Source organism: Agrobacterium sp. 10MFCol1.1, assembly GCF_000381165.1.
Taxonomy (GTDB): Bacteria; Pseudomonadota; Alphaproteobacteria; order Rhizobiales; family Rhizobiaceae; genus Agrobacterium; species Agrobacterium tumefaciens.
Window position 1 is genome coordinate 119,613 of sequence record NZ_KB906079.1, and the last position, 25,986, is coordinate 145,598.

19 protein-coding genes are annotated in these 25,986 nt (G+C 58.4%); 5 read left to right on the forward strand and 14 right to left on the reverse strand.

The genetic code is table 11. The features are described 5' to 3' along the window. Positions 1-170 precede the first annotated feature (170 nt). Positions 171-467: a hypothetical protein gene (locus F617_RS0119170; RefSeq protein ID WP_019566376.1), complete on the forward strand. Its 297-nt coding sequence runs from the start codon at positions 171-173 to the stop codon at positions 465-467. Between the two features lie 540 nt (positions 468-1,007). Here the strand turns inward: F617_RS0119170 and F617_RS0119175 are convergent. Genes F617_RS0119175 through gmd form a run of 3 tightly spaced genes read right to left on the reverse strand, consistent with a single transcriptional unit; the run spans position 1,008 to position 5,540 of the window. Next, positions 1,008-3,548 (reverse strand): glycoside hydrolase family 28 protein, encoded by a 2,541-nt coding sequence (locus F617_RS0119175; protein WP_245260835.1) that lies wholly within the window; start codon positions 3,546-3,548, stop codon positions 1,008-1,010. After that, the gene (locus tag F617_RS0119180) at positions 3,491-4,486 is read right to left on the reverse strand and encodes a GDP-L-fucose synthase (RefSeq protein ID WP_019566378.1); all 996 of its coding nucleotides are present in this window, start codon (positions 4,484-4,486) and stop codon (positions 3,491-3,493) included. Before F617_RS0119180 ends, F617_RS0119175 begins: the two co-directional genes overlap by 58 nt. Next, positions 4,470-5,540, reverse strand: a complete 1,071-nt coding sequence (gmd, locus tag F617_RS0119185) for a GDP-mannose 4,6-dehydratase (protein ID WP_019566379.1) — start codon at positions 5,538-5,540, stop codon at positions 4,470-4,472. Before gmd ends, F617_RS0119180 begins: the two co-directional genes overlap by 17 nt. A gap of 315 nt (positions 5,541-5,855) precedes the next feature. On the opposite strand from gmd, the gene F617_RS0119190 reads away from it, so the two are divergent. Further along, on the forward strand, positions 5,856-6,944 hold the full coding sequence (locus F617_RS0119190; RefSeq protein ID WP_019566380.1) for a class I SAM-dependent methyltransferase: 1,089 nt from the start codon (positions 5,856-5,858) through the stop codon (positions 6,942-6,944). Between the two features lie 97 nt (positions 6,945-7,041). Here the strand turns inward: F617_RS0119190 and F617_RS0119195 are convergent, their stop codons facing one another. Both F617_RS0119195 and F617_RS0119200 read right to left on the reverse strand, forming a co-directional pair. Beyond that, on the reverse strand, positions 7,042-7,935 hold the full coding sequence (locus tag F617_RS0119195) for a LysR family transcriptional regulator (RefSeq protein WP_013761305.1): 894 nt from the start codon (positions 7,933-7,935) through the stop codon (positions 7,042-7,044). A 115-nt stretch (positions 7,936-8,050) separates the two neighbouring features. After that, positions 8,051-9,112 (reverse strand): alpha/beta hydrolase, encoded by a 1,062-nt coding sequence (locus F617_RS0119200; protein ID WP_111795271.1) that lies wholly within the window; start codon positions 9,110-9,112, stop codon positions 8,051-8,053. Between the two features lie 392 nt (positions 9,113-9,504). Between F617_RS0119200 and F617_RS0119205 the strand changes: the two genes are divergently transcribed. Further along, positions 9,505-10,692 (forward strand): MFS transporter, encoded by a 1,188-nt coding sequence (locus F617_RS0119205; RefSeq protein ID WP_196811690.1) that lies wholly within the window; start codon positions 9,505-9,507, stop codon positions 10,690-10,692. Between the two features lie 25 nt (positions 10,693-10,717). Beyond that, positions 10,718-11,161 carry a cyclophilin-like fold protein gene (locus F617_RS0119210; protein ID WP_019566383.1) on the forward strand — a complete coding sequence of 148 codons (444 nt, stop codon included), beginning with the start codon at positions 10,718-10,720 and terminating at the stop codon, positions 11,159-11,161. 26 nt (positions 11,162-11,187) lie between these two features. Here F617_RS0119210 and F617_RS0119215 read toward each other — a convergent pair whose 3' ends face one another. Further along, positions 11,188-11,595: a low affinity iron permease family protein gene (locus F617_RS0119215; RefSeq protein ID WP_026330957.1), complete on the reverse strand. Its 408-nt coding sequence runs from the start codon at positions 11,593-11,595 to the stop codon at positions 11,188-11,190. Positions 11,596-11,820: 225 nt separating this feature from the next. After that, a complete protein-coding gene (locus F617_RS0119220) occupies positions 11,821-13,767 on the reverse strand; it encodes an ABC transporter ATP-binding protein/permease (protein WP_019566385.1) in 1,947 nt (648 codons plus the stop codon). A 345-nt stretch (positions 13,768-14,112) separates the two neighbouring features. Here F617_RS0119220 and F617_RS0119225 point away from each other — a divergent pair, with 345 nt between their 5' ends. Then, positions 14,113-15,891 (forward strand): diguanylate cyclase, encoded by a 1,779-nt coding sequence (locus F617_RS0119225; protein ID WP_026330958.1) that lies wholly within the window; start codon positions 14,113-14,115, stop codon positions 15,889-15,891. A 66-nt stretch (positions 15,892-15,957) separates the two neighbouring features. On the opposite strand, the gene F617_RS0119230 is transcribed toward F617_RS0119225, so the two are convergent. The 7 genes from F617_RS0119230 to F617_RS0119260 form a co-directional block, all read right to left on the reverse strand. Next, the gene (locus tag F617_RS0119230; RefSeq protein WP_019566387.1) at positions 15,958-16,635 is read right to left on the reverse strand and encodes an ROK family protein; all 678 of its coding nucleotides are present in this window, start codon (positions 16,633-16,635) and stop codon (positions 15,958-15,960) included. A gap of 35 nt (positions 16,636-16,670) precedes the next feature. Continuing rightward, positions 16,671-18,041 (reverse strand): glucose-6-phosphate dehydrogenase, encoded by a 1,371-nt coding sequence (gene zwf, locus F617_RS0119235; protein WP_026330959.1) that lies wholly within the window; start codon positions 18,039-18,041, stop codon positions 16,671-16,673. Between the two features lie 11 nt (positions 18,042-18,052). Next, positions 18,053-19,057 carry a phosphogluconate dehydrogenase (NAD(+)-dependent, decarboxylating) gene (gene gnd, locus F617_RS0119240; protein ID WP_019566389.1) on the reverse strand — a complete coding sequence of 335 codons (1,005 nt, stop codon included), beginning with the start codon at positions 19,055-19,057 and terminating at the stop codon, positions 18,053-18,055. 36 nt (positions 19,058-19,093) lie between these two features. Beyond that, positions 19,094-21,499 carry a glucan 1,4-alpha-glucosidase gene (locus tag F617_RS0119245; protein ID WP_019566390.1) on the reverse strand — a complete coding sequence of 802 codons (2,406 nt, stop codon included), beginning with the start codon at positions 21,497-21,499 and terminating at the stop codon, positions 19,094-19,096. A 346-nt stretch (positions 21,500-21,845) separates the two neighbouring features. Next, positions 21,846-23,243 carry an FGGY family carbohydrate kinase gene (locus tag F617_RS0119250; protein ID WP_019566391.1) on the reverse strand — a complete coding sequence of 466 codons (1,398 nt, stop codon included), beginning with the start codon at positions 23,241-23,243 and terminating at the stop codon, positions 21,846-21,848. Then, positions 23,243-24,505, reverse strand: a complete 1,263-nt coding sequence (locus F617_RS0119255; protein ID WP_019566392.1) for an NAD(P)/FAD-dependent oxidoreductase — start codon at positions 24,503-24,505, stop codon at positions 23,243-23,245. The genes F617_RS0119250 and F617_RS0119255 overlap by 1 nt, the downstream gene beginning before the upstream one ends. Beyond that, entirely contained in the window at positions 24,502-25,899 is a 1,398-nt protein-coding gene (locus tag F617_RS0119260) for an NAD(P)/FAD-dependent oxidoreductase (RefSeq protein ID WP_026330960.1), read from the reverse strand. Before F617_RS0119260 ends, F617_RS0119255 begins: the two co-directional genes overlap by 4 nt. Positions 25,900-25,986 lie beyond the last annotated feature (87 nt).

The following is a 25,986-nucleotide window of genomic DNA, read 5'->3' on the forward strand; positions in this document are numbered from 1 at the left end:
GCTTTTGGAGAGCTATAGCGCCATGTCGCAATTTGCTATCCTCAATAGTGCCCTCCAGCAGTCTCGTAGGACCGGCACCAATCAAAAGAGTTTGCCGGCGTTCCGATCGGTAGGATCCCGATTTCCTCCACAGAATAGAAACGACCGGTACCAATGCCAGGGAGACGGAGATGGAATCTGCGAACGTTCCGGTTGGTTATCATATGGTCAGGCAGCGTGCCGTCATCATCGTGAACGGCGAGAAAGGGCTTCAGCCCGTCCATGTGACACAGGATGCCCTGAACGACATCCAGTCCCCACCGCGGTGCGATGCGCAACGTCTGGCGCAATTCGTCGACGTGTTTGCAACGATAGCGGCATCCAAAATCGAGAAGGGAATGTTCGCGTTCGATGGACGGATCTGGATCACAGCGACCGACGTGCATGCCTGGCTAAATTTGGCGGCGGAAAACGGGGCCGCCAAGTAACGTCTCTCAACCTCTAACGCTTTTGTCCCTATACTTTTACCCCAAGCGCGAAAATTCGGCGCACAGCACATGGATGGATGCGAACCCTACCGCTTATAGCTAGATTGAACCGAAACGATAAAAGCGGTTTGTAAGAGTAACCCGTCGCCCCCTGATACTTTGGCGGGTCCCTGGCAACCGGGGTTACCCGGTAACTGGGAGGGCTCGCTCGTTCAACCGGGCGAGCCTATTTGCGTTCGGCACAAACCGTCACCAGCGCCGCGCAAATCTTGTTGCGCCGACGGGTTGAGATTGAAATTTGCAAGAATATTACCCTCGTCAAACTGGAACCACAGATCGCTCGCCACTCATGGAGTAACGAACGATCCGTCGGTCCCCTCGCCTGAAATGAAAACCGTCGAGCCTTGATCTCAATGGCCCGTGGCATCGCATTGCCTTGATTGATTGAGCCATATTCGCCACTTTCCGGCAGCTCGTCAATTCACCGCAGATACGTCATTAGAGGTACCTTGCCGGGGTTTTCGGGGAATAGACTCCGGTTCAATCAGGTGTCAGCCTTGCAGCATTGGAGGACGATTTAACGGTGACGGCCTTAGGCCCCTCGTTTCCCACTGCAAAACCGCTCCATGTAGAGCCGACATTTACCCAGCTGTTCTGCGGATGCATCGTCACGAAGCCCGCACTTTGAACGGGCCCTGGCGTTCCTCCGGTAAAATGATTGTCGTAGAGCACCGTGTTGATCCGCCTTGAGCGTTCGGCCGGTCCGGCCTTGAAGCTGCCGTCGTGCGTCCACATGAGTTTGTATGCATCTACGAAGCCGTAACGGACGTTGGCGAAGGTATTTCCATCGAAGACCGTCCCATTATAGTCGGCGCCGGAGTGGTTCCAGGTTTCATATTCGACGCCGATATAGGCGATATCCGTGAACCTGTTCCTGCGATAAATATTCCCCAGACCGCCCCAGATGCCGGCAACCCCGGAATCCGCGAATGTCGTGCCGACATAGAGGCCGCTGTTGCTGCGTGTCACACTGTTGTTGGAATATTGCAGGAAATACGGGCTGAGTCCCCGCGTCGAGTCCAGCGCAACCGTCATCATGCCGTGTCGCATCTGGGAGATGCGGTTGCTGTCGACCACCACGTCATAGACGTTGCCGTAGAGAAGAACGCCGGTGGAATCGGAATCGTGCTCCGCATAGCTTGCCCTGCCATCGAACACATTATCGTATATCACGGCTCTCGATGCGGTCGCTGCCAGAGCAAAACGGCTCGTTCGATCCGGCACGACATTCCAGGGTTGCTCGAGCAGAACAACAGAACCGTCCGTCGACGCGATGTGACGGTGTTGCCCGGCCCCTCGCCCGCCAACGATGACGAGATCGAAGCCGCCCGGCTTGGCATCCTCCAGATCCGACAGGGACTTGAAGGTAACCGAGTTCGAGGAAGCGCGGACGAAATCGTTTTTAAGCTTGCTCCCGACGATTTCGAAGCAGATCTGTTCGCCCTTGTTGCAATCGACCTTGGTGCAATCATGGGGAGCGGCGTTTCGCGAGATGTTTTTCTCAAAATAGAGGTTTCGCATGCTCCCGAAATGCGCCTGGCCAACAAAAAAACGTCCGATGCCATGACCGTCGTCGCGGCTTTCATCCGCATTTGTCAGCTCGTTGTCCGTCATGGCGAAATCGCGCCCACCCCATAGCGCGACGACGGATTCGCCATAACCCGTCATCCGGAACCGGTTGTTGGAGAAAAATACCTGCCGGCTCGCGCCGTAAAAGGATCCGTTCTCGATCAACTCGGACGCATGCACAAAAAGACCTACGGTGTCCTGGGCATCGAACGCCGGCACGCCCCAGGCGTCGATACGTACGGAATCCAGCCGTGTGTTTTTGGCGTTGCGCAAAGCAAGAAGAGGTTTACCTGCAATGTTGCGGTTGGCATTGAGGGTCAGGTTTCCGAACCGGGTGTCGTCGCCATTAACGACAACCATGCTCTGATCAATCCCTTGGTTCAGCCTGATCTCCGTTTTGTTCACCCCTTCCCCGAACCACGCCACATTGGCGGGCGCAATCAAAGGCTTTGTCACGAGATAAATCCCGGCGGGGAAATACAAAACCGATGGCGCCGTTGCGGCCGCGGCGTCGAGCGCGCGCAAAATGGCTGCGGTGTCGTCGGTCATGCCATCGCCCGTTGCACCGAACTGCCTGGCATCGATGCGCTTTTTATCCTGCGCCGCCCATGGCGATTGCGACAGGATCTCAAGTGTCAGCGGACCGCTCCAGCCGAAGCGGCCGCCATGGGTATTGTGGACCCAAACTTCATAGTTACCCGGTGGCAGAGCCGGCACCTCGAAATCAACCTTGAAGGGGTTGACGGAGATTGCCGGAACATACGAGCCGGCAGCAGCGACCGGCTTGATATAGAGATAGGATTGGCTGGTCCCGTTGGACCGCGAAAGGTTGCGTCCATAGACCGAGACGATGGCTCCCGGCGCTGCGGCATCGGGCCCGACCCACCAGCTTTCCGTGCGATTGATTGCGAAGCTGCGCCCTTGAACAGAGCTACCCTGGGGCCTGATCAGGTAGGTTGACCATGAAGGAAGCGTGGCTGGCAGCAGCAGCGTCGCCGCCGTCGCGTCAGCCGTCAGCGGCGCCAACGGGGTCACCACGCCCTCCGCGGCACCGGGGTGTTGCGAAAAGACTTCGAAACCCGTTCGTCCATCGAGATCGACGCCGGTCATCGAGACAACCTCGCCAGGGCCCGCCGTTCTCGAAATTTCCGCGATTGCCGGCCCCTTGCCGCCTACCTCTGTCCAAGGTGGATTGAAGGCATCCGCATCATCCGGCAATCGTGGTTCTGGAACAGGTATCGGGAAACCGAACTGGCGTGGATCAGGTTGGCTGCCTTGCTTTTGCTCTTGCTCTAGCCCTCCCCGCACCGCAGGCTGCCCGGCAGACGAGAGACCCGAAAATGCGAGCACAAGGGCGGCAAGCAAAACCGATGATGTCAGGGCATTTGGCGATCTCATCTTGCCGCTTGTCGTAACATATCCGATTGCAGCGACTTCGGTTGTCGCCACCACTCATACAAATCCTGAATTCCGTATCTGAGTTCGACCGTCGAGTTCCAGCCAAGCGCGTTGAGCCGCGAGCAGTCTAGCAGCTTTCTGGGGGCTCCATCCGGTTTGCTGGTGTCAAAAACGATCTGCCCATCGTAGCCGACGATGCCTGCAATCAGGTGGGCGAGATTGCGGATGGATATCTCCCGCCCCGAGCCGATGTTGATCAGCGGAAAATGCGCCGATGATTTCATGAGGAAGCAACAGGCATCCGCCAGATCGTCCACATGGAGAAACTCGCGCAGAGGACTGCCCGTACCCCATAGTACAATCTTGTTCTGGCCGCTGATTTTCGCTTCATGCATTCTCCTGATCATCGCAGGAATGACGTGTGAGCTTTGCGGATCGAAATTGTCGTTCAGCCCGTAAATATTTGTCGGCATGACGGAGACGCAATTCAGGCCGTACTGACTGGAGTAGAATTGAGAAAGCTTGAGCGCCGCGATCTTCGCAATCGCGTAGGCCTCGTTGGTCGGCTCCAAAGGGCCTGTCAAAAGGGAATTTTCCGTGATCGGCTGGGCTGCGAATTTCGGATAGATGCAGCTAGATCCCATCCAGAGAAGCTTTTCAACACCGATATCGGCAGCCGATTTCATGATATTCATCGAAATTAGCGTATTGGTGTAAAGAAAGTCCGCCGGATAGGCCGCATTTGCTGCGATGCCTCCAACCTTGGCGGCAGCGACAAAAATGACCTCAGGTCTTGCCGCCGCCATCCATTGCTCCGTCTCGTACTGTCGGGTCAGATCAAGCTCGCTGCGAGAGACTTTGAGAATTTCGCAATTTTCGCGCTGGAGACGTCGCACGAGTGCCGAGCCGACCATTCCGGTATGGCCGGCAACCCAGACGCGCTTGCCATTCAAGCTGAACGGGATTTCTTGCGATTTATGCGACGAATTCATTTCTTCCCTCTTCCAACATCACGAGGCGAAGATCCGCTTCGACCATTTCCTGAACGAGGTCGCAAAAGGAAGTCGAGTGGCTCCAGTTGAGTTTCCTGCGCGCCTTGCTGGGGTCGCCGAGAAGAAAATCCACTTCCGCCGGACGAAAATATCTGGGATCGATTTCGATGATCGTATTGCCGGTTTTGGCGTCGTATCCCACTTCGTCACTGCCATCGCCGTTCCACTCGATGGTCTTGCCGACCACGCCGAAAGCAAGCTCAACGAATTCCCGCACCGTATGTGCCTCGCCGGTTGCGAGCACATAGTCCTCGGGTATTTCCTGCTGCACGATGCGCCACATGCCTTCAACATAATCGCGCGCATGCCCCCAATCCCTCTTTGCGTCGAGATTACCAAGACGCAGCTTGCTCATGAGACCGCGTTCGATGGCAGCAACGCCGCGCGTGATTTTCCGCGTGACGAATGTCTCCCCGCGAATGGGGCTCTCATGGTTGAAGAGAATGCCGTTGGATGCGTGAAAGCCGTAACTTTCCCGGTAATTGACCGTCATCCAGTATGCGTAGAGTTTTGCCGCAGCATAGGGGCTTCTCGGATAGAACGGCGTACCCTCGTGCTGAGCAACGGTGCCCATCCCTCCGAACAGCTCCGATGTGGACGCCTGATAAAACCGGCAACGGTCGCCGAGGTTGAGAATGCGCATGGCTTCCAGCAGCCTCAGCGTGCCAAGCGCATCCGCATTTGCCGTATATTCCGGCGTCTCGAAGCTGACCTGGACATGGCTCTGGGCGCCGAGATTATAGATCTCGTCGGGCTGGACCTCCTGAATGACCCGGCACAGGTTCGTTGCGTCCGTCAGGTCACCGAAGTGAAGACGAAAGCGAAGGTTTTCCTCGAAGGGATCTTGATAAAGATGATCGATCCGGCCGGTGTTGAATGAGGAAGACCGCCTTTTCAGGCCGTGCACGATATATCCCTTGGCAAGCAGCAATTCACTGAGATAAGCGCCGTCCTGCCCGGTTACGCCGATAATCAAGGCTCTCTTGTCTACCATCCACCACATCTCCCAGCGGTTCCGGCCCCGGATGGCGCCTCCTTGAAAGGTATAACGAGGCCCTGCGCATCGGCAGCATACCAAAAGGGAGAGGACGGCCGGTCAGAACTGGCTGATTCACTGTCCACCACGTCGACATCTGCCTTTAAGAGGAGGCAGGGTGGGTATCCCCGCTTCCGACTTAAGCCTTTTGGTCGAGTTGCAGGTCACGCAGGCCGTGCCAGACTTCAAAAATACAACGCCGGGTCGCGCACGATCTTTACGATAACAGGGAGCGCGAGACGACATCATCTACGGTTCATGGAGGCGGATTGGATGGGTACGTTCGCGACGACTTACGAAAAAATGCAGAACTTCAACTGGCTGACGCGCTTTCTGCATGCAGGCCGCTATCGAAAGCTGCTTGAGGTCCTCGAAACAGTGCAGAAGGACGTCGGCAATCGGAAGGTCAGAATACTGGATATCGGCTGCGGCCCCGGAACCGCGGTCGGACATATTCTGGAAAAGTTCGACGTTGATTACGTCGGTATCGACTACGATCCAATCTTCATCGAGGCCGCGCGCAATCGCTACAGCAACTACGAAAACTGCCGTTTCATCGTCGGCGACGCCACCGACGAGAGCCTTTACGAAACGATCGAGGCCGACATCGTCATCGCGCTGGAAACGCTTGAACATATCCACCTCAACCGCACCGTCCGTGTCATCGAGCACGTGTGCGCGATCGTTCGTCCCCGCATTTTCCTGGTTACGGTACCCGTCGAAGTCGGGCCAGCCGTATGGATCAAGAACTGGGGTTCGGCCCTCATGGGCTATAATCGGCAATCCGGCAATCTGAAAGAGACTTTTTGGGCAGGCTTATACCGGCTGGACCGGGTGCCCGCGCACCATACGTCACATCAGGGTTTCGACTGGCGGTGTCTGGCGCAGCTTATCCGCGTCAACGCGCCCCTGCGCGAAATCCGCAGCCTACCGTTTTCTTTTGTTCCACGCTTGCTCAGTCCGAACGTCGCGCTGATCGCCGAGCCGGTAAAATCGAGGATCGATCTGGCAAACGATGACCCCGAAGCATGGAAGATCAACCATGGCCAGACAACCTGGAACCAACAGCATATTGTCGACGGTGCCGTTGCAACCGATGCTGCGCGCCACGCCAAGTCCTCGTCAACATGGTCGATGCGCCTCAAGGGATTGCTGGGAATGGGCCTCGCCACCATGCCATTTGCCTGGCATCGCTGGTCTTACATCTCCATTTCCCCAGGCGAACTGCACTCATCGCATTTCCTGCTGACGATCGACAAACACTTGCTGCGGCCTCATCAACCGATGGAGGGCGACATTATCGTCCTTGCAGGGCAAGCCATTGTTCAACGCATTTCTGAAGCCAGCTATCTGCTGATCTAGGATAAGGACTTGTCAGCCGTAGCGAGCGCAGAGAAGACGAAAGTCGGACATGGATCGTTCCGGGTTGCGGACATCCAAAGGGGGCCGACAACTCCCGTCAAACCCGATATCGCAGGGCCTCCAAAACCCTGACGAACGCCGGTGATGCCTGGCGACGGCTGGGGTAATAGAGGTAATATCCGTCCCAGGGCGGGGAATATTTCTGCAGCACGCGAACCAGCCGGCCGTCTGCGACATAAGGAAGGATCATTTCCTCCGGGATGTAGGCAAGCCCGAAGCCGTCAAGCGCGGCTTCCAGCGAATTGAAACTGTTGTTGAAGGCGAGCTGGCCATCGACCTTGATCTTGATCTCGCGGCCCTTGTCCTCGAACTCCCATACATAAAGGCCGCCGGCACTCGGCAGCCGGAAGTTGATGCAATCATGGCCGACCAGGTCCTTGGGATGCCTCGGGTGTGGTCGGTTCTTGAAGTAGGCGGGCGATCCGACGACAGCGAGACAAAAGTCGGGACCGATCCTTGCGGAGATCATGTCTTTCGCGAGATGTTCACCCATACGCACCCCCGCATCATAACGCTCCGTAACGATGTCGGTCAGTCCGTTGTCGAGGATCAGCTCGACCTTGATGTCGGGATATTGAGGCAAAAATTTCCTGAGTTTGGGCCAGAGGACATAGGTGATCGCGTACTCGGCGGCGACGATACGGATCGTTCCCGCCGGCTTTTCCCTCAGTTCGTTCAACGCATCGACATGCGCTTCGATCTCGTCGAAATGTGGACCGATCCCGTTTAGCAGACGCTCGCCCGCCTCCGTCGGCGAAACCGCTCTGGTCGTCCGCATCAGGAGACGCACGCCCAACCTGGCTTCAAGCTGGCGAAGCGTGTGGCTCAATGCTGACTGCGATACGCCCAGCTTCGCCGCCGCCCGGGTAAAGCTCTGTTCTCGGGCAACAGCAATGAAAGCTGCAAGATCGTTGACGGTATCGCGTGCCATTCATGAGCCTCCTGCATCCAGACCTGTTGATTATGGCATAATGCTCATGCCGCACTAACAGAAAAAGAGCCCGCTTTGGGCGGGCTCCTGAGCTTTTACGTCACTGCAGGACGTATCAAGCCGACAGGTGCTGCTCAAAGAAGCTGGCGAGCTTGGTGAAGGGGATCACATCCATCTTGTCGTAGAGGTCCGTGTGGCTTGCGCCGGGAATGACATGGAGTTCCTTCGGTTCGGCCGCCGCCGCATACGCGGTCTCTGCGAAATAGAGAGAATGGGCCTTCTCGCCATGAATGAATAGAACCGGACGCGGCGAAATTTCCGCGATGTAGCTCAGGATCGGCATGTTCATGAAAGAAATTGGCGTTGTCTGCGACCAGGCGTTACGGGAGTTGACCGCCCGTTTATGATAACCGCGTGGTGTCGAGTAGTAGTCGTGATAATCGATCATGAACTGCGGCGCATTGGGTCCGACTTCCGCGTTGTAGGCCGCCTGATAGGCAGGTGTACCCTTTTTCGCATCGACCCACCGCTGGCGGCTCAACTGTTCCAGGGTCGCCGTGCGCTGCTCCAGCGTGACGCTGTCGTTGTAGCCCTTGGACATGACGCGGGTCATATCGTACATGGTGCTGGCAACCACGGCCTTCACACGCTTGTCCGAGGCTACGGCATTGAGCGCCATGCCACCCCAGCCGCAGACACCGATGACGCCGATCCGTTCGCGATCGACTTCGGGACGCAGGCCGATGTAGTCCACAGCCGCGCTGAAATCCTCGGTGTTGATGTCGGGAGACGCGATATTGCGCGGTTCGCCGCCGCTCTCACCTGTATAGGAAGGATCGAATGCCAGAGTGACGAAACCGCGTTCGGCCATCGTCTGTGCGTAAAGGCCGGACGATTGTTCCTTGACCGCGCCAAACGGTCCGCTCACCACGATTGCGGGGTTTCCGACGCTGTTGCGGGTTTTGGGCATGTAGAGGTCGGCCGCCAGGATGATACCATAACGGTTTTTGAACGAGACCTTCTGGTGATCGACCTTCTCGCTCTTCGGAAAAACCTTGTCCCAGTCCTGCGTCATCTTCAATGTTTGCGCCTCTGCCTTCGATACCGCCATCACTGACGCCGCGCCAATCGCGGCGATGCCGACACCCGTAATCTTGAGAAGGCCACGGCGGCCCATGTCCAGGCCCTCTCCCGTAAAAGCGTTTTCGTTCTGATTGCTCACTTCACTCTCCATTGTCGTTGCCGTGACGAGCGGCCGGTGGGCTGCTTTGAGGGGTGATGCAGCAGCGTCGTTCAAAAGATAGATCGGAGATTGTCGCGAGATTAGACCGCGGCGAAGGCATGCCGTCATGAGCGATATTCATGAATGAACCGAGCCCTTGCATCGACGTGGATAATACGCAAGCAGGCCGGGCGCGGCTAAACAAGACCCTTTGATGAGCATCGTTCATGACTGCATCCCGTGACAGGCGGCTTATTGCAAGATGCTTCATGACTTATGTTCACCTCGCTGCCTCCCATCAGCAGCGGAAGACCGTTGAAGCAATAGCCAAGAAAAGCTGCCGTACCATGTCCATAGAAACTACAATTTCCACAGGGGAAGCCAGATCCCGATCCGCAAACTGGGGCGGTGTGTTGGCGATGACGCTCTGCGTTTTCGCCCTGATCGCGTCTGAATTCATGCCTCTCAGCCTGCTGACGCCGATCGCGGATGAACTGCGCATCAGCGAAGGATCGGCCGGACATTCGATCGCGATCTCCGGCGCTTTCGCCGTCGTCACGAGCCTCTTTGTCTCGTATCTCGCGGGAGAGTGGGACCGTAAGCTGCTGCTGCTTGCCCTGACGGCACTGATGGCCCTTTCTGGCGTGACCGTGGCGATCGCACCGAACTATGAACTATTCATGGTCGGGCGCGCGCTCATCGGGATAGTGATCGGTGGGTTCTGGTCCATATCGGTGGCGACCGCCATGCGTCTTGTACCGGAGCATCTCGTTCCCCGAGCGCTTGCAATCTTTAACAGCGGTAACGCGCTGGCAACTGTCGTTGCTCCTCCGGTCGGCGCGTTTCTCGGATCGATCATCGGTTGGCGAGGTGCCTTCTTCACTGTCGTCCCCGTCGCGGCGATCGCATTCCTGTGGCAGCTGGCAAGCCTCCCTTCCATGAAACCCCTCCCCGGGAAAACGTCAAAGAATGCATTCAGGCTACTGAACCGTCCTTTGATCGCTATCGGCATGGCATCGGTCTCGGTTTTCTTCATGGGCCAGTTCACGCTGTTCACCTATGTCCGCCCGTTTCTCGAAACTGTGACACGAGTAGATATCTCGATACTCACCTTCATTCTTCTGGGCATCGGCGTTGCCGGTATCGTTGGCACGAGCCTTATCGGTTACTTTCTCGCCGACCGCCTGTATCGCGTTCTGATCGTCATCCCGGCTCTGATGGCGGTGACGGCCGTGATACTTGTTGCCTTCGGCAACAGTCTCCCTGTCGCGGCGATAGCGCTTGCGGCCTGGGGAATGATTGCCACCGCAGCGCCAGTGGGTTGGTGGGCGTGGCTCGCCCGCTCACTGCCGCAGGATGCGGAAGCCGGAGGTGGTCTCATGGTTGCGGTCATCCAGCTTGCGATATCAGCCGGTGCGATAGTGGGCGGATTTCTCTACGACGCATCCGGCTACCGCATGACTTTCCTGGCAAGCGCAGGTCTGCTCCTGGCCGCGTCAGCGCTGGCATTCAAATCATCGAGAATATCCTCGTAAAGCAGTTCGGCATGAGAGCATTCCAATGATCGACCGGCGTCTATTTCTTGGGCTGGCTACCGCGGCCACAGCTTTCCCGTCCGCATCGTTCGGTCAGGCAACAAAAACGGAGGTATCCTTGATGAGTTTCCGAATGGCCTTTGGTGGTCACAGCATGACCGCGACCTTGTTTGACAACCCGTCGGCACGCGAGCTCATGAAAATGCTGCCGCTCGATCTCACGATCGAAGACTATTCGACCAACGAGAAAATCGCATATCTGCCTCGAAAGTTGACGCAGGTGACTGACACGCCTTTCGATAACGCACGTCCCGGCGACATCGCTTATTACGCGCCATGGGGTAATCTGGTCTTCTATTACGACAGCTACCGATACTCGAAAGGGCTGATCCGCCTCGGACGTTTCGATGACGGCTTCGAGCCACTTTTCACCCGAGGCGAATTCTTTCTGCGCATAGAGCGCGCCTGACACGCGCCTGCCAACGGTAAATGCCACTAACGACGGGAAAGCAAGCGGGCCATGGCATGATGGGGTGCCGGCTTATCACTATCCGGTCCGCTTTCCCTTTCGAGACGTGCACGAATCTTTTCGATTTCCTCTTCCGTGAGGTGCTCAATCCCAATGAAGTCACCGCGCGCCTGCTCCACCGCCCGCAGCAGCTCGTCCAGTTTTGCTTCCATCGCTGCGGAATCCCTGTTCTGTGAATTCTGCACGAGGAAAATCATCAGGAAGGTGACAATGGTCGTACCCGTATTGATGACCAGTTGCCAGACCTCCGAAAACCCAAACAGTGGTCCGCTTATCCCCCAGACGAGCACGGTTCCGAGAGCCACCATGAAAGCCGTTGGAGAGCCGGAAAATGAAGCTATAGTGCTTGCGAAGCGAGTGAAGAATTTATTCATAACACGCTGCCCCTTGTTGCCGTTTTAGGGATGCCAACCAACAAAATGCACGATTGTTCCGGGGTGCCGTGACAGCAGAAGTTCCAATTTGCACTTCGATCCGCGGCAAGCCCTCATTCTGTTCGTTCTCGCCAAAGTGGTCGGTGAATTCTCCCCAACGACAATGAGCGGCCACCAACTCTCCTACCCCGGCATTCAAGCAGGTCAGCACAAGCGTCGGTGCCATCACCTCCGCTTGACTATTCTCCGCAGCATGGAGCCTCTCGCCTTGCGAGGAATGAGATCGATATCGCTGACAAGCTTTGCGCCCCCCTCCCGCCGTTCCAATGTGATCTTCCGGCTATGAAACGCTTCCAGTTCGGCACGATGCGCTACGCTTACGATCGTCGCATCGGGTAGCTCATCAATTACCGTCTGCATCATCTTGTCCTGACTTTTCTCGTCCAGAGCCGCCGTCGCCTCGTCCATGACGATGATGTCGGGGGCGTTCAGCAACAGGCGTGCGAAGGTCAGCCGTTGTTTTTCGCCACCTGATAACGTCTGGTCCCACGGCGCCTCGTCTTCAATCTTGTCCTTGAGTTGACCCAGACCGACCTTGTCGAGAGCGGCCCCGATCTCTTCCGGCGTCCAGCTCTCGGCCGGTTGCGGATAGCAGACCGCCCGACGTAGCGTGCCGGCCGGAATATATGGCCGCTGCGGCAGCATGAACAATCGGCTGCCGGCGCGAAAATTGACGCTGCCTCCACCCCATGGCCAGAGACCGGAAATGGCCCGAACCAGTGTGCTTTTGCCCGAGCCCGATTCCCCCGCGACAAGCACTCTCTCACCCGCGCCGATCTCGACATCCGTCTCCTTGACGACGGCCGTTCCGTCACCGAGAGAAACAGACACATCCTTGAGGCTGAGTATTGTCTCGCCTTCCGTTTCGCCTCGCACGATCCGACCGAGAGTGTCGCTCTTTTCGGCCCGCTCCAGGCCATCGAGCGACATCATCAGGGAGGCAACACGTCGCGCGCAGGCATTCCAGTCGGCCAGACGGGGATAGTTGTCGACCAGCCAGCCAAATGCGGATTGGACAATGGTGAAAGCGGAAGCAGCCTGCATTACCTCGCCGAGAGACATGCTTCCATCGAGAAACTTCGGCGCGCACAACAGAACCGGTACGACGGGGGCAATCAACATCGATCCATTCGATACGACCGTGGTGCGCATGTATTGCTGCGCCATGAGACGCCACTGCCGCCGGACATTGCCGAAGCGCTTGTCCAGATCGCTGCGCTCCTCGTCTTCGCCGCCAAGCAGGGCGATGCTCTCACCATTCTCCCTGACGCGCGTAAGCGTGTAGCGAAACTCCGCTTCAACCTGGTTCTTGACTTCGGAAACCTTGACGAAGTTCCTGGCAATGAAGGCGATGGAACTGGATGTGATGATTGCATAGATAACAGCCGCAATCACGAGAAAGCCGGGGATCGTGATCCAGACACCCGCGATGGAAACCGTGAGAGCGCCACCAATCGTCCACAAGACAACGATAAAAGTGGAGGCAGACACGAATGCAGCGATGACACCTGAAACAAAATCCACGGGCGCCTCGGTGGCAATACGCATATCCTCCGAGAGCCTTGCCTCGGGGTTTTGATGGTCACCATCGATCAAATTGAGCTGATAATAGCGGCCATTCGCAATCCATCTTCCAACGAGCGCCTTTGTCAGCCAGGAGCGCCAGCGCCGCTGAATGCGCATCCTGACATAGACCTGCGAGGTCACGATAAAGACACTTCCCAGGACGAGCAGCGGAAAGACGGATCCGAGAAAATAGACCGTCGACGCGTCGCGTTTCTCAATCGCGTCAAAAATCCCGCGATTCCAGACGTTGATGCCATACTGGAAGCCGACATTTATGCCGATCATAGCCAGAAGCCCGAGCGAAAACAGCCAGGCCAGCCGATCGCCGCGACGGCTCCAGAAACCTCGCGCGCTGATCCAGAAGCGCTTCAGCAGATATTTCCTGCGAGCCTCCTCGGCCTCCTCCGGCGTCAAGCCCAAAGCAGGTTCCATCTCCTCTGGCGGGAGCGGATCATCGTTTTCATGGGCATCGTTTTCGGATGCGGTTTGGGTGCCAGTCTCGTCGGCACCAACGACCGGCTTCGGTCCTGCGTCATTATCGATCATGGGCGCTAAACGAACGATGCGTCGAAAGGTTTCACGGCTTTGTGATGCGTCGTGAAATATAATTCCGTTGCTGCGCGGGGCTTTTCAAAAGCCTCTAAATACACGGCTTTCTGGCCCGCTGCCGACATACCGGAATCGCGCTGGCGGATATTGTGACCGTTGGTGGAGACGGTCCAGGTGCATCGCCATGGGGTGCCTGACTTGGCCCGCGGTGCGACAGATCATATTGACGGTTAACCGCGTGTTGACTTCCCGTTTGACGAGATGGCCTAACATAAGCAGAATCTGAAATTGGACCCCGCCGCACCCGGTTTTCATGCCGTGCGGCAAGCATACGGCGCCATCATGCGACTTAGTACCATCACGAACCTGGCTTATGCTGTCACCCTCGTGCTCACGACAGTATCGGCGACCACATTCATTCTATCGGCCAGAAGCGCTTCTCAAGAGCGGGTGGCAATCCAGAATCATCTTGAACTGACCGATCTCGCCGAAGAACTGGCGATCATTGCGGACGAGCGCACCGAGGAGGCGCGTCTTTACGTCATGCGAGGCGACGAACAGCATCTCGCAAAATTCTACGTCGACGAAGATCAGGAAAAGCACCTTGAAAACACCCTGGACAAACTCGCAGCTCTTGGTGTTTCGCCGCAAGAGGCAGGCTCATTTCAGGACATACGAAAGAGCGCCGACGCACTGGACAAAATGGAGCGCGATGCAATCGGTTTCTATCGATCCGGCCGCCAGAACGATGCACAGCAGGTCCTGTTCGGCGATGAGCACTATCGACTGCATACGGACCTGCTGACAACCGTCGCGACGCTGAGAGAAGCCATTGCGGCCCGCTCGCAGGCGATGGTTGACCAGGCTAAAGACCGAAGCGATTTCTACGGATCGATCGCGAAAGTGATGCTTGCGCTCACCGCCCTGATGTTTGTGGCCGTACTCTATTTTGTCCTCAGCAGACGCGTTGCCTTGCCGCTTATCAAAATGAGCAACATCGTCACGCGCCTTGCCCGGCAGGATTACAGTATCGACCTGCCCGACGAAGGCCGGCGTGACGAAATCGGTGAAATGAACCAGGCTATCAGGATCTTCCGCAGCAACGGGCTGGAACGGGAACGGCTTGACGCGGAGCACCGCAGGAATCAACGCATCAAGGACCTGATCCTGCAGATGATGCATCGGATTCAGGCCTGCCAGAATCAGGAAGAATTGTCCGACGTCGTTTCGAAATTCATGCCGCAGATTTTCCCGGCCATTGCCGGCCGCCTGCTTGTTCTCAAGGAAAACAGTTCGGTTCTCCAATCGACCGGACAATGGTCCGATCCTTCGTTTTCCGCCCCGGAATTTTCGATAGACGATTGCTGGGCTCTCCGTCGCGGACGTCCCCACGCCAGCAACCCGGGCGGAGACGATGTTGTCTGCCATCACCTACATGGCAGTTTCGGAACAGGCCTGTGCATACCACTCACCGCATTGGGAGAAACCGTCGGCTTATTGTATCTTGAAATTCCGCAGAGTAGCGAGACGCTGGAGTTAGAGCGGCTATATCTCGAACTCCTCGCCGAAAATATAGGCCTTGCCGTTGCAAACCTCCAGCTTCGGCAGCGGCTGGTTGGCATGGCACGGCAAGACGCACTGACTGGTCTTTTGAACCGTCGATCGCTTGATGAGACGCTGAACAGGCATATTGAAAAGCCAACCAATTCGCTTGCATGTCTGATGCTCGACATCGACCATTTCAAGCGCTTCAATGACCGGTTTGGCCATGATGCCGGAGATGCAGTGATGCAATATGTCGCCCAGGTGCTGTCGGAAGCTGTCGGCGATCTGGGTGAACTATTCCGTTTCGGCGGCGAGGAATTCACCGTGCTCATGCCGACTGGAGGCATTGAAGATGCCATCAAGGTTGCGGAGAAACTCCGGCACGCGGTCGAGCGCGCACCTTTCACCTACCGGGGCCGTCTGCTTGACTCGATCACCATATCCATCGGTATCGCAACGTCACCGGGCGCCGGAACCGTGAGCAGCGTCCTGGAACGGGCGGACGCTGCGCTTTTGAGCGCCAAGCAGACAGGCCGGAACAAGTGGGTGTCGGCCGAGAAGCCTCCAACCGATTAGGTAGAGGCTCCGCCGCGCCGATTGCGTGGTTATCGAAGCAGCAGCCGACCTAGCATATTTGACCTACTAGACGATGAGGTTCGGGTTCTTCCACAGCTGGAATCCGCCTTCGAAAGCAAGCGCATTGTCTCCGCGGCGGCATCGGGGCGGCAGGGTATCGAGTTTTTCGACATTACCGCCGCCGATGACCACCTCATCCGGTTCAAGGGCGGCAGTCAGACGCTCTACGACATCAGTGACGCGCTTTTGCCATTTGGCATTGCCCTTCTCTTCGCGATACGCCTCTCGGAGATAGTGCTCGTACGTTTTGCCCTTCCGATAGGGAAGATGAGCGATCTCCATGGGCTGGGCCACGTTTTCAACGATCATCGCAGCCCCCAGGCCTGTTCCGAGACCGAGAAACAACATGCGCCCGCCCTGATAGGAGCCGATTGCCTGCATCAGCGCATCGTTAACGATACGAACGGGGCAGCGGAAAGCGCCGGCGTAATCATAACCGACCCAGCCTGTACCCAGATTGACCGGTTCGCGAAGCGGTTTGTTGTGGACGACCGGACCGGGATATCCCATGGCGATGACGTCATAGGTCATGTCTTTCGCCATGGCGGTTACGGCAATGACCATTTCTAGCCCAGTCATCGCCTTGCCGCTTTCGACCTTGCGCTCGTCGCCACCGGCACTTGAGCGGATCTTGACGTGGCTGCCGCCGATATCGATCGCTAGAACGATCCGATCCTGTGTCATTGAACTACCGTCCGTAGTATTTGCCGGCATGGGCGTCACTCCGGATCAACCCAACCGCCAGGCGGCGCGAAACTCTCCATCTCGACCGGACCCCAGCTTCCTACGGCATAGCGTGGCGGCACCGCCGGGTCGTCGAGAATGGGCTCAACGATTTTCCATGCAAGTTCTGCCGCATCCTGACGGGTGAAAAGCTGGCGTTCGCCCGCCATCGCATCGCCGATAAGCCGTTCATAAGGCGCCATGTCGCCGATGCCGTCATCGACAGCACCCAGTTCCACCGCCTCGCCGAGCATACCGTCCCCGGCAGCCTTGCGGCGCGCGCCAATGCCGATGGCGATATCTGGCCCGAGCCGAAAGCGCACATAATTTGCGGCCGCCGCCTCAACATCGCCGAAAAGCGCTATCGGCGGCCGCTTGAAACGCACCACAACTTCGGTTGCATGGGCAGGTAGGTTCTTTCCGGCGCGGATGAAGAAAGGCACGCCGTTCCAGCGCCATGTGGCCACACGAAACCGCACGGCGGCAAAGGTCTCGCGGCTGGAGCCGGGCGCAACGCCGGGTTCGTCGAGATAACCGTCGAACTGGCCACGCACAACATCCTCGCGGCTGAGTGGTGGCATGGCTTTGAGGATCTGCACTTTCTCATCGACAAGATCGTCCGAAGCGCTTGTTGCCGGTGGCTCCATGGCCAGTAGCAACAGCACGTTGATGAGATGGTTCTGGATCACATCCCGGATGCATCCAACCTCGTCATAAAACTTTCCGCGTCCCTTGATGCCGAAATCCTCGGCCATGGTGATCTGCACGCTTTCAACATGGTCGCGGTTCCAGACCGGTTCAAGAAACGCATTGGCGAACCGGAAATAAAGAAGATTCTGAATCGCCTCCTTGCCGAGAAAATGGTCGATACGAAAAATGGCGTCCTCTTCGAAAACCGCGTGCAGCGACTGGTTCAGCGCCTCCGCCGTGGCAAGATCGCGGCCAAACGGTTTCTCCACCATCAATCGTGCCGAGGCGGCTATTCCGGCCTTATCAAGCCCGGTCACCACGGTTTCAAACAGTGACGGCGGAATGGCGAGGTAATAAAGCGGATGACCGTGGTCACCGAGTTCAGCGCGCAGCTTTTCGAATGTCGCCTCGTTACGGTAGTCGCCGGACACGTAATGCAGTTGAGAAGCGAATTTTTCGAAGACGGCTTCATCGATCTTGTCGACGTGGCTGGTAACCGCGTCGCGCGCCCTCGCGATCAGCTGATCGCGCGACCAGTCATCGAAGGCGACACCGATGACTGGCGTTTGAAGCGCGCCGCGTTTCACCATGGCGTAAAGGGAAGGAAAGATCATTTTGTAGGCAAGGTCGCCCGTGGCACCGAACACCACGAGCACGTCCGATCGCTGCTTGTCCATGGCCGGCGCCCTCATTTTGCTTTTTCCAGATGGCCACCAAAGGCATTGCGCATGGCCGAGAGTACCTTGCCGGCAAACTCCGCCTCACCGCGTGAGGAGAAGCGCTCGAACAGGGCGGAAGCCAAAACAGGCGCAGGAACACCCGTTTCGACGGCCGCCTGAAGGGTCCAGCGCCCTTCGCCTGAATCTGACACCCGCCCGCCATACTGGTCGAGATGAGGGTCCTGCTTCAGCGCCTCCGCCGTCAGATCGAGCAACCACGAGCCGATGACAGACCCATGCCGCCAGACCTCCGTCACGGCAGGAAGATCGATGTCGAACTGGTAGTATTGCGGGTGGGCGAGCGGCGCCGTTTCCGCATCGGCCTCCCGGTGCTGCGTGCCGGCATTCGCGGCCTTCAAGATATTCAGGCCTTCCGCATAGGCGGCCATAACACCGTATTCGATGCCATTGTGAACCATCTTGACGAAATGCCCTGCGCCTGACGGTCCGCAATGCAAATATCCCATTGGCGCCGTGCCGGTGACGGGATCGGCCGCGATGCCCTGGCCCGCACCGGGAGAAAGCGAAGCAAAAATCGGATCGAGCCGCTGCACGGCACCCAACGGGCCACCGATCATCAGAGAATAGCCGCGCTCCAGACCCCAGACGCCACCGGATGTACCGGTGTCGATGAAGTCGATGCTACGGGGCGCAAATTCCGCCGCCAAATCGATGGCATCCCGGTAGAAGGAGTTGCCGCCATCGATGATGGCATCGCCCGCCTGCAGTCTGGCGGCAAAGTCACGAGCAATTTTCGGCGTTATTGCCGCGGGCAGCATTAGCCAGACGGCGCGTGGCGGTGACAGCTTCGCGACCAGGTCGTCCGGCGAGGTCGCGCCAACTGCGCCTTCCTTCACCAATGCTGCGACATTGTCGAGATTGACGTCGAAGACCACGCAATCATGACCCTGTTTCAGAAGACGGCGCACCATGTTTGCGCCCATTCGTCCAAGCCCAACCATTCCGATCTGCATGCTGACACTCCATTTGTCCAATGCGCGATATGTACTTCATTCGCCGAGGCGAACGGTGAAATCCTGGTTTTCCCAATTCCCTGTGTTTGGCCAAAAGAAAGTAAAAACAATTGCGTCGCCCGCCGCCATATCCTGAACGGGCAAGTCGACGAAATATGTGCCAAGGCCGGAAGCAATCGTTCTGGTGTCGCTGGTCGTCACCCAGCCATCCGCACTCCAGTGCACGACAGCATCATCCGTCAGTTCGAGCCGCAACATCTTGCCGGCCGGCATCCCGGCAATCTTGTTATTGAAACACCATATCCGAAGGTGCGACGGCGTCTTGTTGAGGATGTAGCGCTCCACACCCTGCGGCGGCATGTCGAAAACGGAACCATCTGCAAGCGACCGCAGAAGTTTGATATGTTCAGCATGCGCCCAGACCAGCGGCATCGCACTTCCTGAGGGCTGGCCGTAGAAAAGCTCGTATTCGGGGATGTCGGGCTGGTCCCAGATCTGCTCGGGGAAAAGGCCGTTCCCACCGGCCGATTTCTCCAGCGTTACCAGCAGCGCTTCGGCCACCTCCCGCCTTCCCGCAGCAAGCTCGTAATGGGCGCGTTCGCCGGTCAAAAGCGGCCATGGCCGCCCCTGCCCGGTGCCGTCGAATGCTGCTCCATCGGCGTGCTCACCATATCCATCTCCCGTATATCTATACCATACAGGCCCCTGCGGCAGATCGGCACGCAGGCAATGGTCGATTGCTTTGATCGTCGCGAGAATATGCGGATCGTCAGGCGCGCGCAGGCCGAAGCGAACTAGGGCAAGCGCATCGGGGCTGATGACGTCGCTGGTCGGCAGCGTGGAACGGTCCGGCGTCTGGTTGCGGATGGGCGTATCGCCGACTGGTCGAGCTACATCGGTCGCGTCAGGCGAAGCGATGCGAACATAGTGGCCGGAAATGCCAAGCGAGGCGCAGAATGTCTCGTCACCGGCAAAGGTCCATTGTTCGATCTGCTCGTTCCAGCAATCAGCCGTTTCCCGTAGATGCACGGCTACGGCAGCATCATCGTCCATATCGATAAGGTCGGCAGCGGCAAGCAGCGCAGCGATCTCGACGGCAAGGGTGAAGGGACTGTAGCCGGCATCCTCTTCCCACCTGTCCTCCCCGGTCGTCGGGCCGTTTGCCAGAATATAGGCTGCGGCGCGGTGGATCATCGGCATAAAATCCGCCCGCGTGGCATGATCCAGGTGACCATATCGATGCAGCATATCCGCCAGCAGGATCGGAAAGGCGCATTCATCCATCTGTACGCCCGGCCAATAGGGTTTGCCATCCAGCCAGAGATTTTGCGGCCAGCGACCCGATGGCTGCTGCACCTGACGAAGATAATTGAGGATCGCCAGCGCCTCATGGTGATCGCCGGCCGCCAGAAATCCGCCGGCCGCTTCCACCAGATCGCGCGGCCAGACCAGGTGATAGCCACCGAGATCGTCATCGCTCTTCGATGCTCCCCAAGGGATCGACAGGCTTGCAACAACAGCGCCCGGCCGGTCGGCGGCACGATGTGCGGCGAGCACTGCTGTCGACACCCGATAGGAATTGATGCCGTGATGCGTATCGCGGTCGAGCGTTTCCAGCCGGTCTTGCCAGTTGCGCCAGTTGGCAACGTAGGCCTCGTGCGCCCGTTCAAAGCCATGCTTCAGACTGTAAACGGCCGCCGCAGCCGCTTCATATTCCGTCTCGCCAAAGCCGAGCGCCAATGTTGCCGCGCCATTGACATCACTGAAGTCGATCTCACCTGCCAGCGAGACATTTCCGTCATCGGCTCGCTGGTACTCTTCAACGATGCGTCCGTGCCGATGCAACTGCTGCCAACCATCGGAAACACCCACGAAACCGGCGCTGACTGCCCGCCAGGGCAGATCGCAGACAAGCGCGAGATATCGTGAACGGCCGGTCGCGAAGAGGACCTGATGTCCCTCATAGTCGCCAATCCAAGCCGAGTTAAGATTGCCTGCATTGACGAGATGAGGTGCCAGCAGCGCAGTCACGCGATAATCCGAAATTTGTCCCTTCAGGGGAATGAACGAAAGCTGCTGAAGAACACTGGCTCGCGCGGGATCGCTAATCACCTGTTTCTCAATTCTGAACGAGCCATCCGTCGCCGTATTGGTAATGTGAAATGCCGGAATTCCGCTTTTAAAAGGGCGGGTGACGGATACGCAGTCGCGTTTTTCCTCCGAAAAGTAACCCTCAGGCCCAGTGACAACAAAACCGAGATCGCGGGTGCAGGCACTGTCTATCCTCGGATAATAGACCTCGTTCAGAATGCCGTGGCTGAGCGTGAACCAGATAGGCGATGCTTCCGACAGCGCAGTGCCGACCCCGTTTTTGGCGCTCGACGTCCAGCGCGCTTCTATGCCAGGCGCGCCCGGTGCAAAATCCAGTCCGGTGCGCATCATGAAATGTCTCGGTTACGCTGATGAGGCAGGCGAAAGTGGCGCGAATTGCAGTCCTGAACAGTCATGACGGGGTATCTCGACCTTGAACCAAGGCTCTGTTCCTGGATAACAACAGGAAACGGGCTTACCGGTTCCTTGCTCATATCCACAACGGATGCAGCCTCGCCATAAAGCTAGGTATTGGCGAACTGGTACACAACTAAAGATTTGGTAATTTAAGCCGCGCCGCGCGTTGGAGGTTTTGGGTTGCAGGACCAACACGCTCAGCCACCAAGCCGCCGCTAGAGCGGGCGGCCGTTGTGGATCACACCGTTATTGCCGATGAACCGGCTATTCCAAGTGGACATCAACCGCGCGACCAGCCCCTTGCATTGCCTATGGCGCGTGCAAAGCGAGCGTGATCCGCTTCTTCGACCGATCCGTCGGGTTTGAATATCTCGGCATCTTTTCGCATGGCGGTGACATCGATATCGCACAGTTCCGCGAGACCAAGCGCCGTCAACTCGCGCATGGCCGGAACGCAGATGGTCCGACCACTGGCAGCGGCCAGGAAACGGGCGAAATAGCGACTGTTCGACAGGCCGCCATCTATCGAAATCGTATCGCCGATGGGAACGAAAGTCTGCGCGGCTTCGATCAATCGAACCGTCAGCAAGGCAATGCCCTCAAGCAGGGCGCGCACCATGTCACTCCGCGCCGTTGCGTGGTCCATGCCGATGAAAAGCGGTACGGCCTGTCTATCCCAATATGGCGCGGCAAGGCCCGAAAATGCAGGCACGAACACCAGCCCACGACGAACGGCCGATGAACCCTGAAAACCGTCAAGTTCAGTATTGTCAACATAAAGGCCGATCTTTCGCGCCCATTCAAGCGCGGCACCGGCGTCATAAACCCCGCCTTCTATGGCGAAAATGGCCGCGCCGCCTTGCTTTTGCCAGCCAATGGTGGGCAGAAGCTCCCCCGACAACGGGCGTTCGTGACCAGCGATGGCCAACAGGAAGGCGCCCGTGCCGAAGGTTATCTTACAATCGCCCGGTTTGCGGCAACCGTGCCCATAAAGCGCCGCCTGCTGATCGACGATGGAAACGCGAATGGGCGTTCCCTCGATGGAACCGAAGCCGCCATTAACAGGACCGATTGCGGGCAGGCAATCCAGCGGCACCCCATGAAGAGCGCAGAGTTCCGGGCTCCAGGCACCGGTTGCCAGATCAAGCAGTCCCGTCCGCGAGGCCGTTGCAAGGTCGGTGCGGAAACAGCTTGCAAGCCGATCCAGAAAGAATGCGTCGGTGGTGCCCAGGCGCAACCGCCCTTCGGCTCTCGCCCGTGCCACCGCGGGATTGTGCCTTAGCAACCACGACAGTTTGCTCGCCGAAAAATAGGGATCGAGCGGCAATCCGCAAATCTCTTTCGATCGTTCCGCAGCCGATTGGGGCAACGCGGCCAGGGCTTCGGCGGTGCGGGCATCCTGCCAGACGATGACCGGCGACAGCGCTTCCCCACTCTCGGCATCCCACGCCAGGCAACTCTCGCCCTGGTTGGCGATCGCGATCGCATCTACCGGCCCGGCATCGGCCAGTACCGCGCGGATGTTGCGCAAAAGGTCTTCCGGATCATGCTCCACATGGCCGGGTTTTGGATAGAACTGTGCGTGACGCAGGCTTGAGACGAGTTGCGCCGTGCCATCGTCGCTTATCACAAGGCATCGGGTCGACGTCGTTCCCTGATCGATCGCCGCTATGCGCATCAATTCGTCTCCTGAAAGTGAAAGGCAATCTGGGTCGCCTCAACGGCGGCGCGGGGAATGGGCACAAGCACACGGCGTTCCGGCAGCCACCTGCCGGACTTGCTCCACACTTCCGTTCCATCAAGATGAAGCGAAAGCCTGCCTTGAACACGTCTGATGAAGCGCAGCTGAAAATCGAGAAAAGCCGGCCGGTCAAGTCCCCCCGAACGCACCATGGTGGGTACCGCGAGTTTGAGCGGGTCGGCGAAAGCGATACGCACTGCCTTCGCGTTGCAGAGTTCGCGGGTGAGATCGTCGGCAACGGCAGCACCCACGCGGCGGCCTTCGCGAAACGACCAGCCACCCGTTTCCACGGCCCGCAATACGTTCCCCGTGGCGAAGAACATCGGGTTGGCCATCCGGCCGTCCTGATCGATCGTAGGGCCATCGCTGCCTGCCGCCACATCAACAGGGGATGCGTTCAGAAGCGTTGCCTCCGGCGTGAACCGCCCGGTGAGGAGAACACCATCGCACTTGACGGTGAGGATACGGCCATCTGCCAGCCGGATGTCGGCCTCCTCGACACGACCGCTCCCACGAATGTCCACAAGTGTTGCGCGGCAATAAAAGGGCACTCCGACCAATCGCGGAAACCACCGGAAAAGCGACCGCGCCAGCGGTTCCGGCTCAGGCTCGATCATCGCCACCGGCCGCGCGCCATGCGTCAGGCATGTGAGAAGCGCGGAAAAGGAAACCAGTTCCGAACCAAGGATAAGCGGCCGGCGAAAGGGCATGGTGCCGTGAAAGGCGACATAGGATTGCAGCGTGCCGGTGGTGATCACTCCCACCGGCCGGTCGCCCGGCAGGAGCCGCGCTGAGCGTGGTTTTTCCCGCGCGCCGGTCGCCAGCACAATGCGCCGGGCCTTCAACGTCTCCACGCCGCGCGCAGACGTAACCAGCAGCGTACCGTCCTGTCCGAGTTCCACTACGGAATGACCGGTGCGGACATCAACGCCCGCATCCTGCGCCTGCCGCTGCAGACGTCGCGCATAGGCCGGGCCGAAATAAACGCGTCCGAATTCGCGCATGCCGAAAGGCGAATGTGTGCAATGACGGGGTGCGCCGCCAAGCGCTGGCTCACGCTCGAGGATCGTCACACGCGCGACGCCGCGTGCTTTCAGCTCCAGCGCTGCCGCCACGCCCGCCGGGCCGCCGCCGACCACGATTACATCTGCATCCGGAACGTTTTTTTGCATCTGCTGAAAAGGCTTCCGGGAGCTCATCGATCGTCTCCCGGACGGACCGCAAGCGGTACAGCCAGACGGTCGCCCGTCATCGCGGCCAGCCGGGCGTTGCAGTAAAATCCCTGACAGCGCCCCATGCCGGCGCGGGTGCGCCGCCGCAGACCTCCGAAATCACCCGGCGGCACCGGGCTGGAAAATGTCGCCTCGATCTCACGGCGGGTGACAAGCTCGCAATGGCAGACGATTTCGCCATGATCGGCGCGCTGCCAGTCCCGCTCGAAGGTTTCGCTCAGGTTCGGCATCGTCACATGAGGCACTGCGGGCGGGGGCATGAAGCGTGTGCCGAAACTTTCGTGAAGCGCCAGAGCGTGCTGCGCCAGACCAAGTGCCGCACTGAGACCGGTGGATCGCACGCCGCCAAGCGTGATCGCGCGCAGGTCCGGCCGTGCGGAAATCCGGTAATGTTTCTTCTCGGAGGCCGGGCGCAAGCCAGCATAGATAGCGGTCACGGGAATGGAGGCCAGTGCCGGAACGATCTCCCTGCCGCGCGTCAGCAGCGCTTCCAGCGCCGCCGTTTCTACCGTCGCACGCTCGCGGTCATCCTGTTCTTCTGCCGTCGGGCCGATGAGAACGTTGCCGAAGGCGGTTGGACACACAACGATGCCCTTGGTGATTTCGGTGGGAACGGGCAGGACGATGCGCGGCACGTGCCGGCGGGCGGCCTTGTCGAGAACGACGAATTGTCCCTTGCGAGGCTTGATGGTGAACTCTGGGACAAGCCCCAGCCGCGCATCGACGATATCGCCGAACAGTCCGGCCGCATTGACAACGCTCGCCGCAAGAATCAGACCCGCCGTCGTCTGTATCTGCCACGCGCCATCAAACCCACCGAACAGGACTTCGGCGTTGCGCACCAGCTGCGCGCCAAGCGCCACCGCTTGCGTAAGATAGCCCAGCGGCGCGGACCAGGGATCGATGACATGTTCACCCGGAACTTCAAGTGCTGCGACAAGACGGTCGGACAAGCCGGGCATGGATTCCCGGGCCTGCCGGGCCGTGAGCAGACCGAGCTCGGCAATGCCGTTGCGTCGCCCCTGCTCGGCGATCGCCTCCAGGCTTTGCGCCTCGTCGGGATTCCACGCACAGACCAACGCGCCGGTTTCAACGAGGCTAAGGCCCATCTGCCTGTGGATGGACAGATATTCTGCCCGGCCTGCTTTCACCAATTCCAGCTCCAGACTGCCTTCGGGCGCATCGAAGCCAGTGTGGAGGATAGCGCTGTTAGCCTTCGATGCCCCGGAAAGAATATCGGACCCCTTCTCGATGATCACGACCTTCGCACCAGCCAGTGCGAAACGACGGGCAACCGCGCAACCGACCACCCCGGCACCTATGATGGCGACGTCAAATGCTGTGGAGAGGCTCTGGACCATGGGCTTGCCTTTATTTTCGTGGTTCGAAAGCGAAATCAACAGGCGCAACGGATCGAGCCGATGCACCTTGCCGGTTCGTGGCTATGA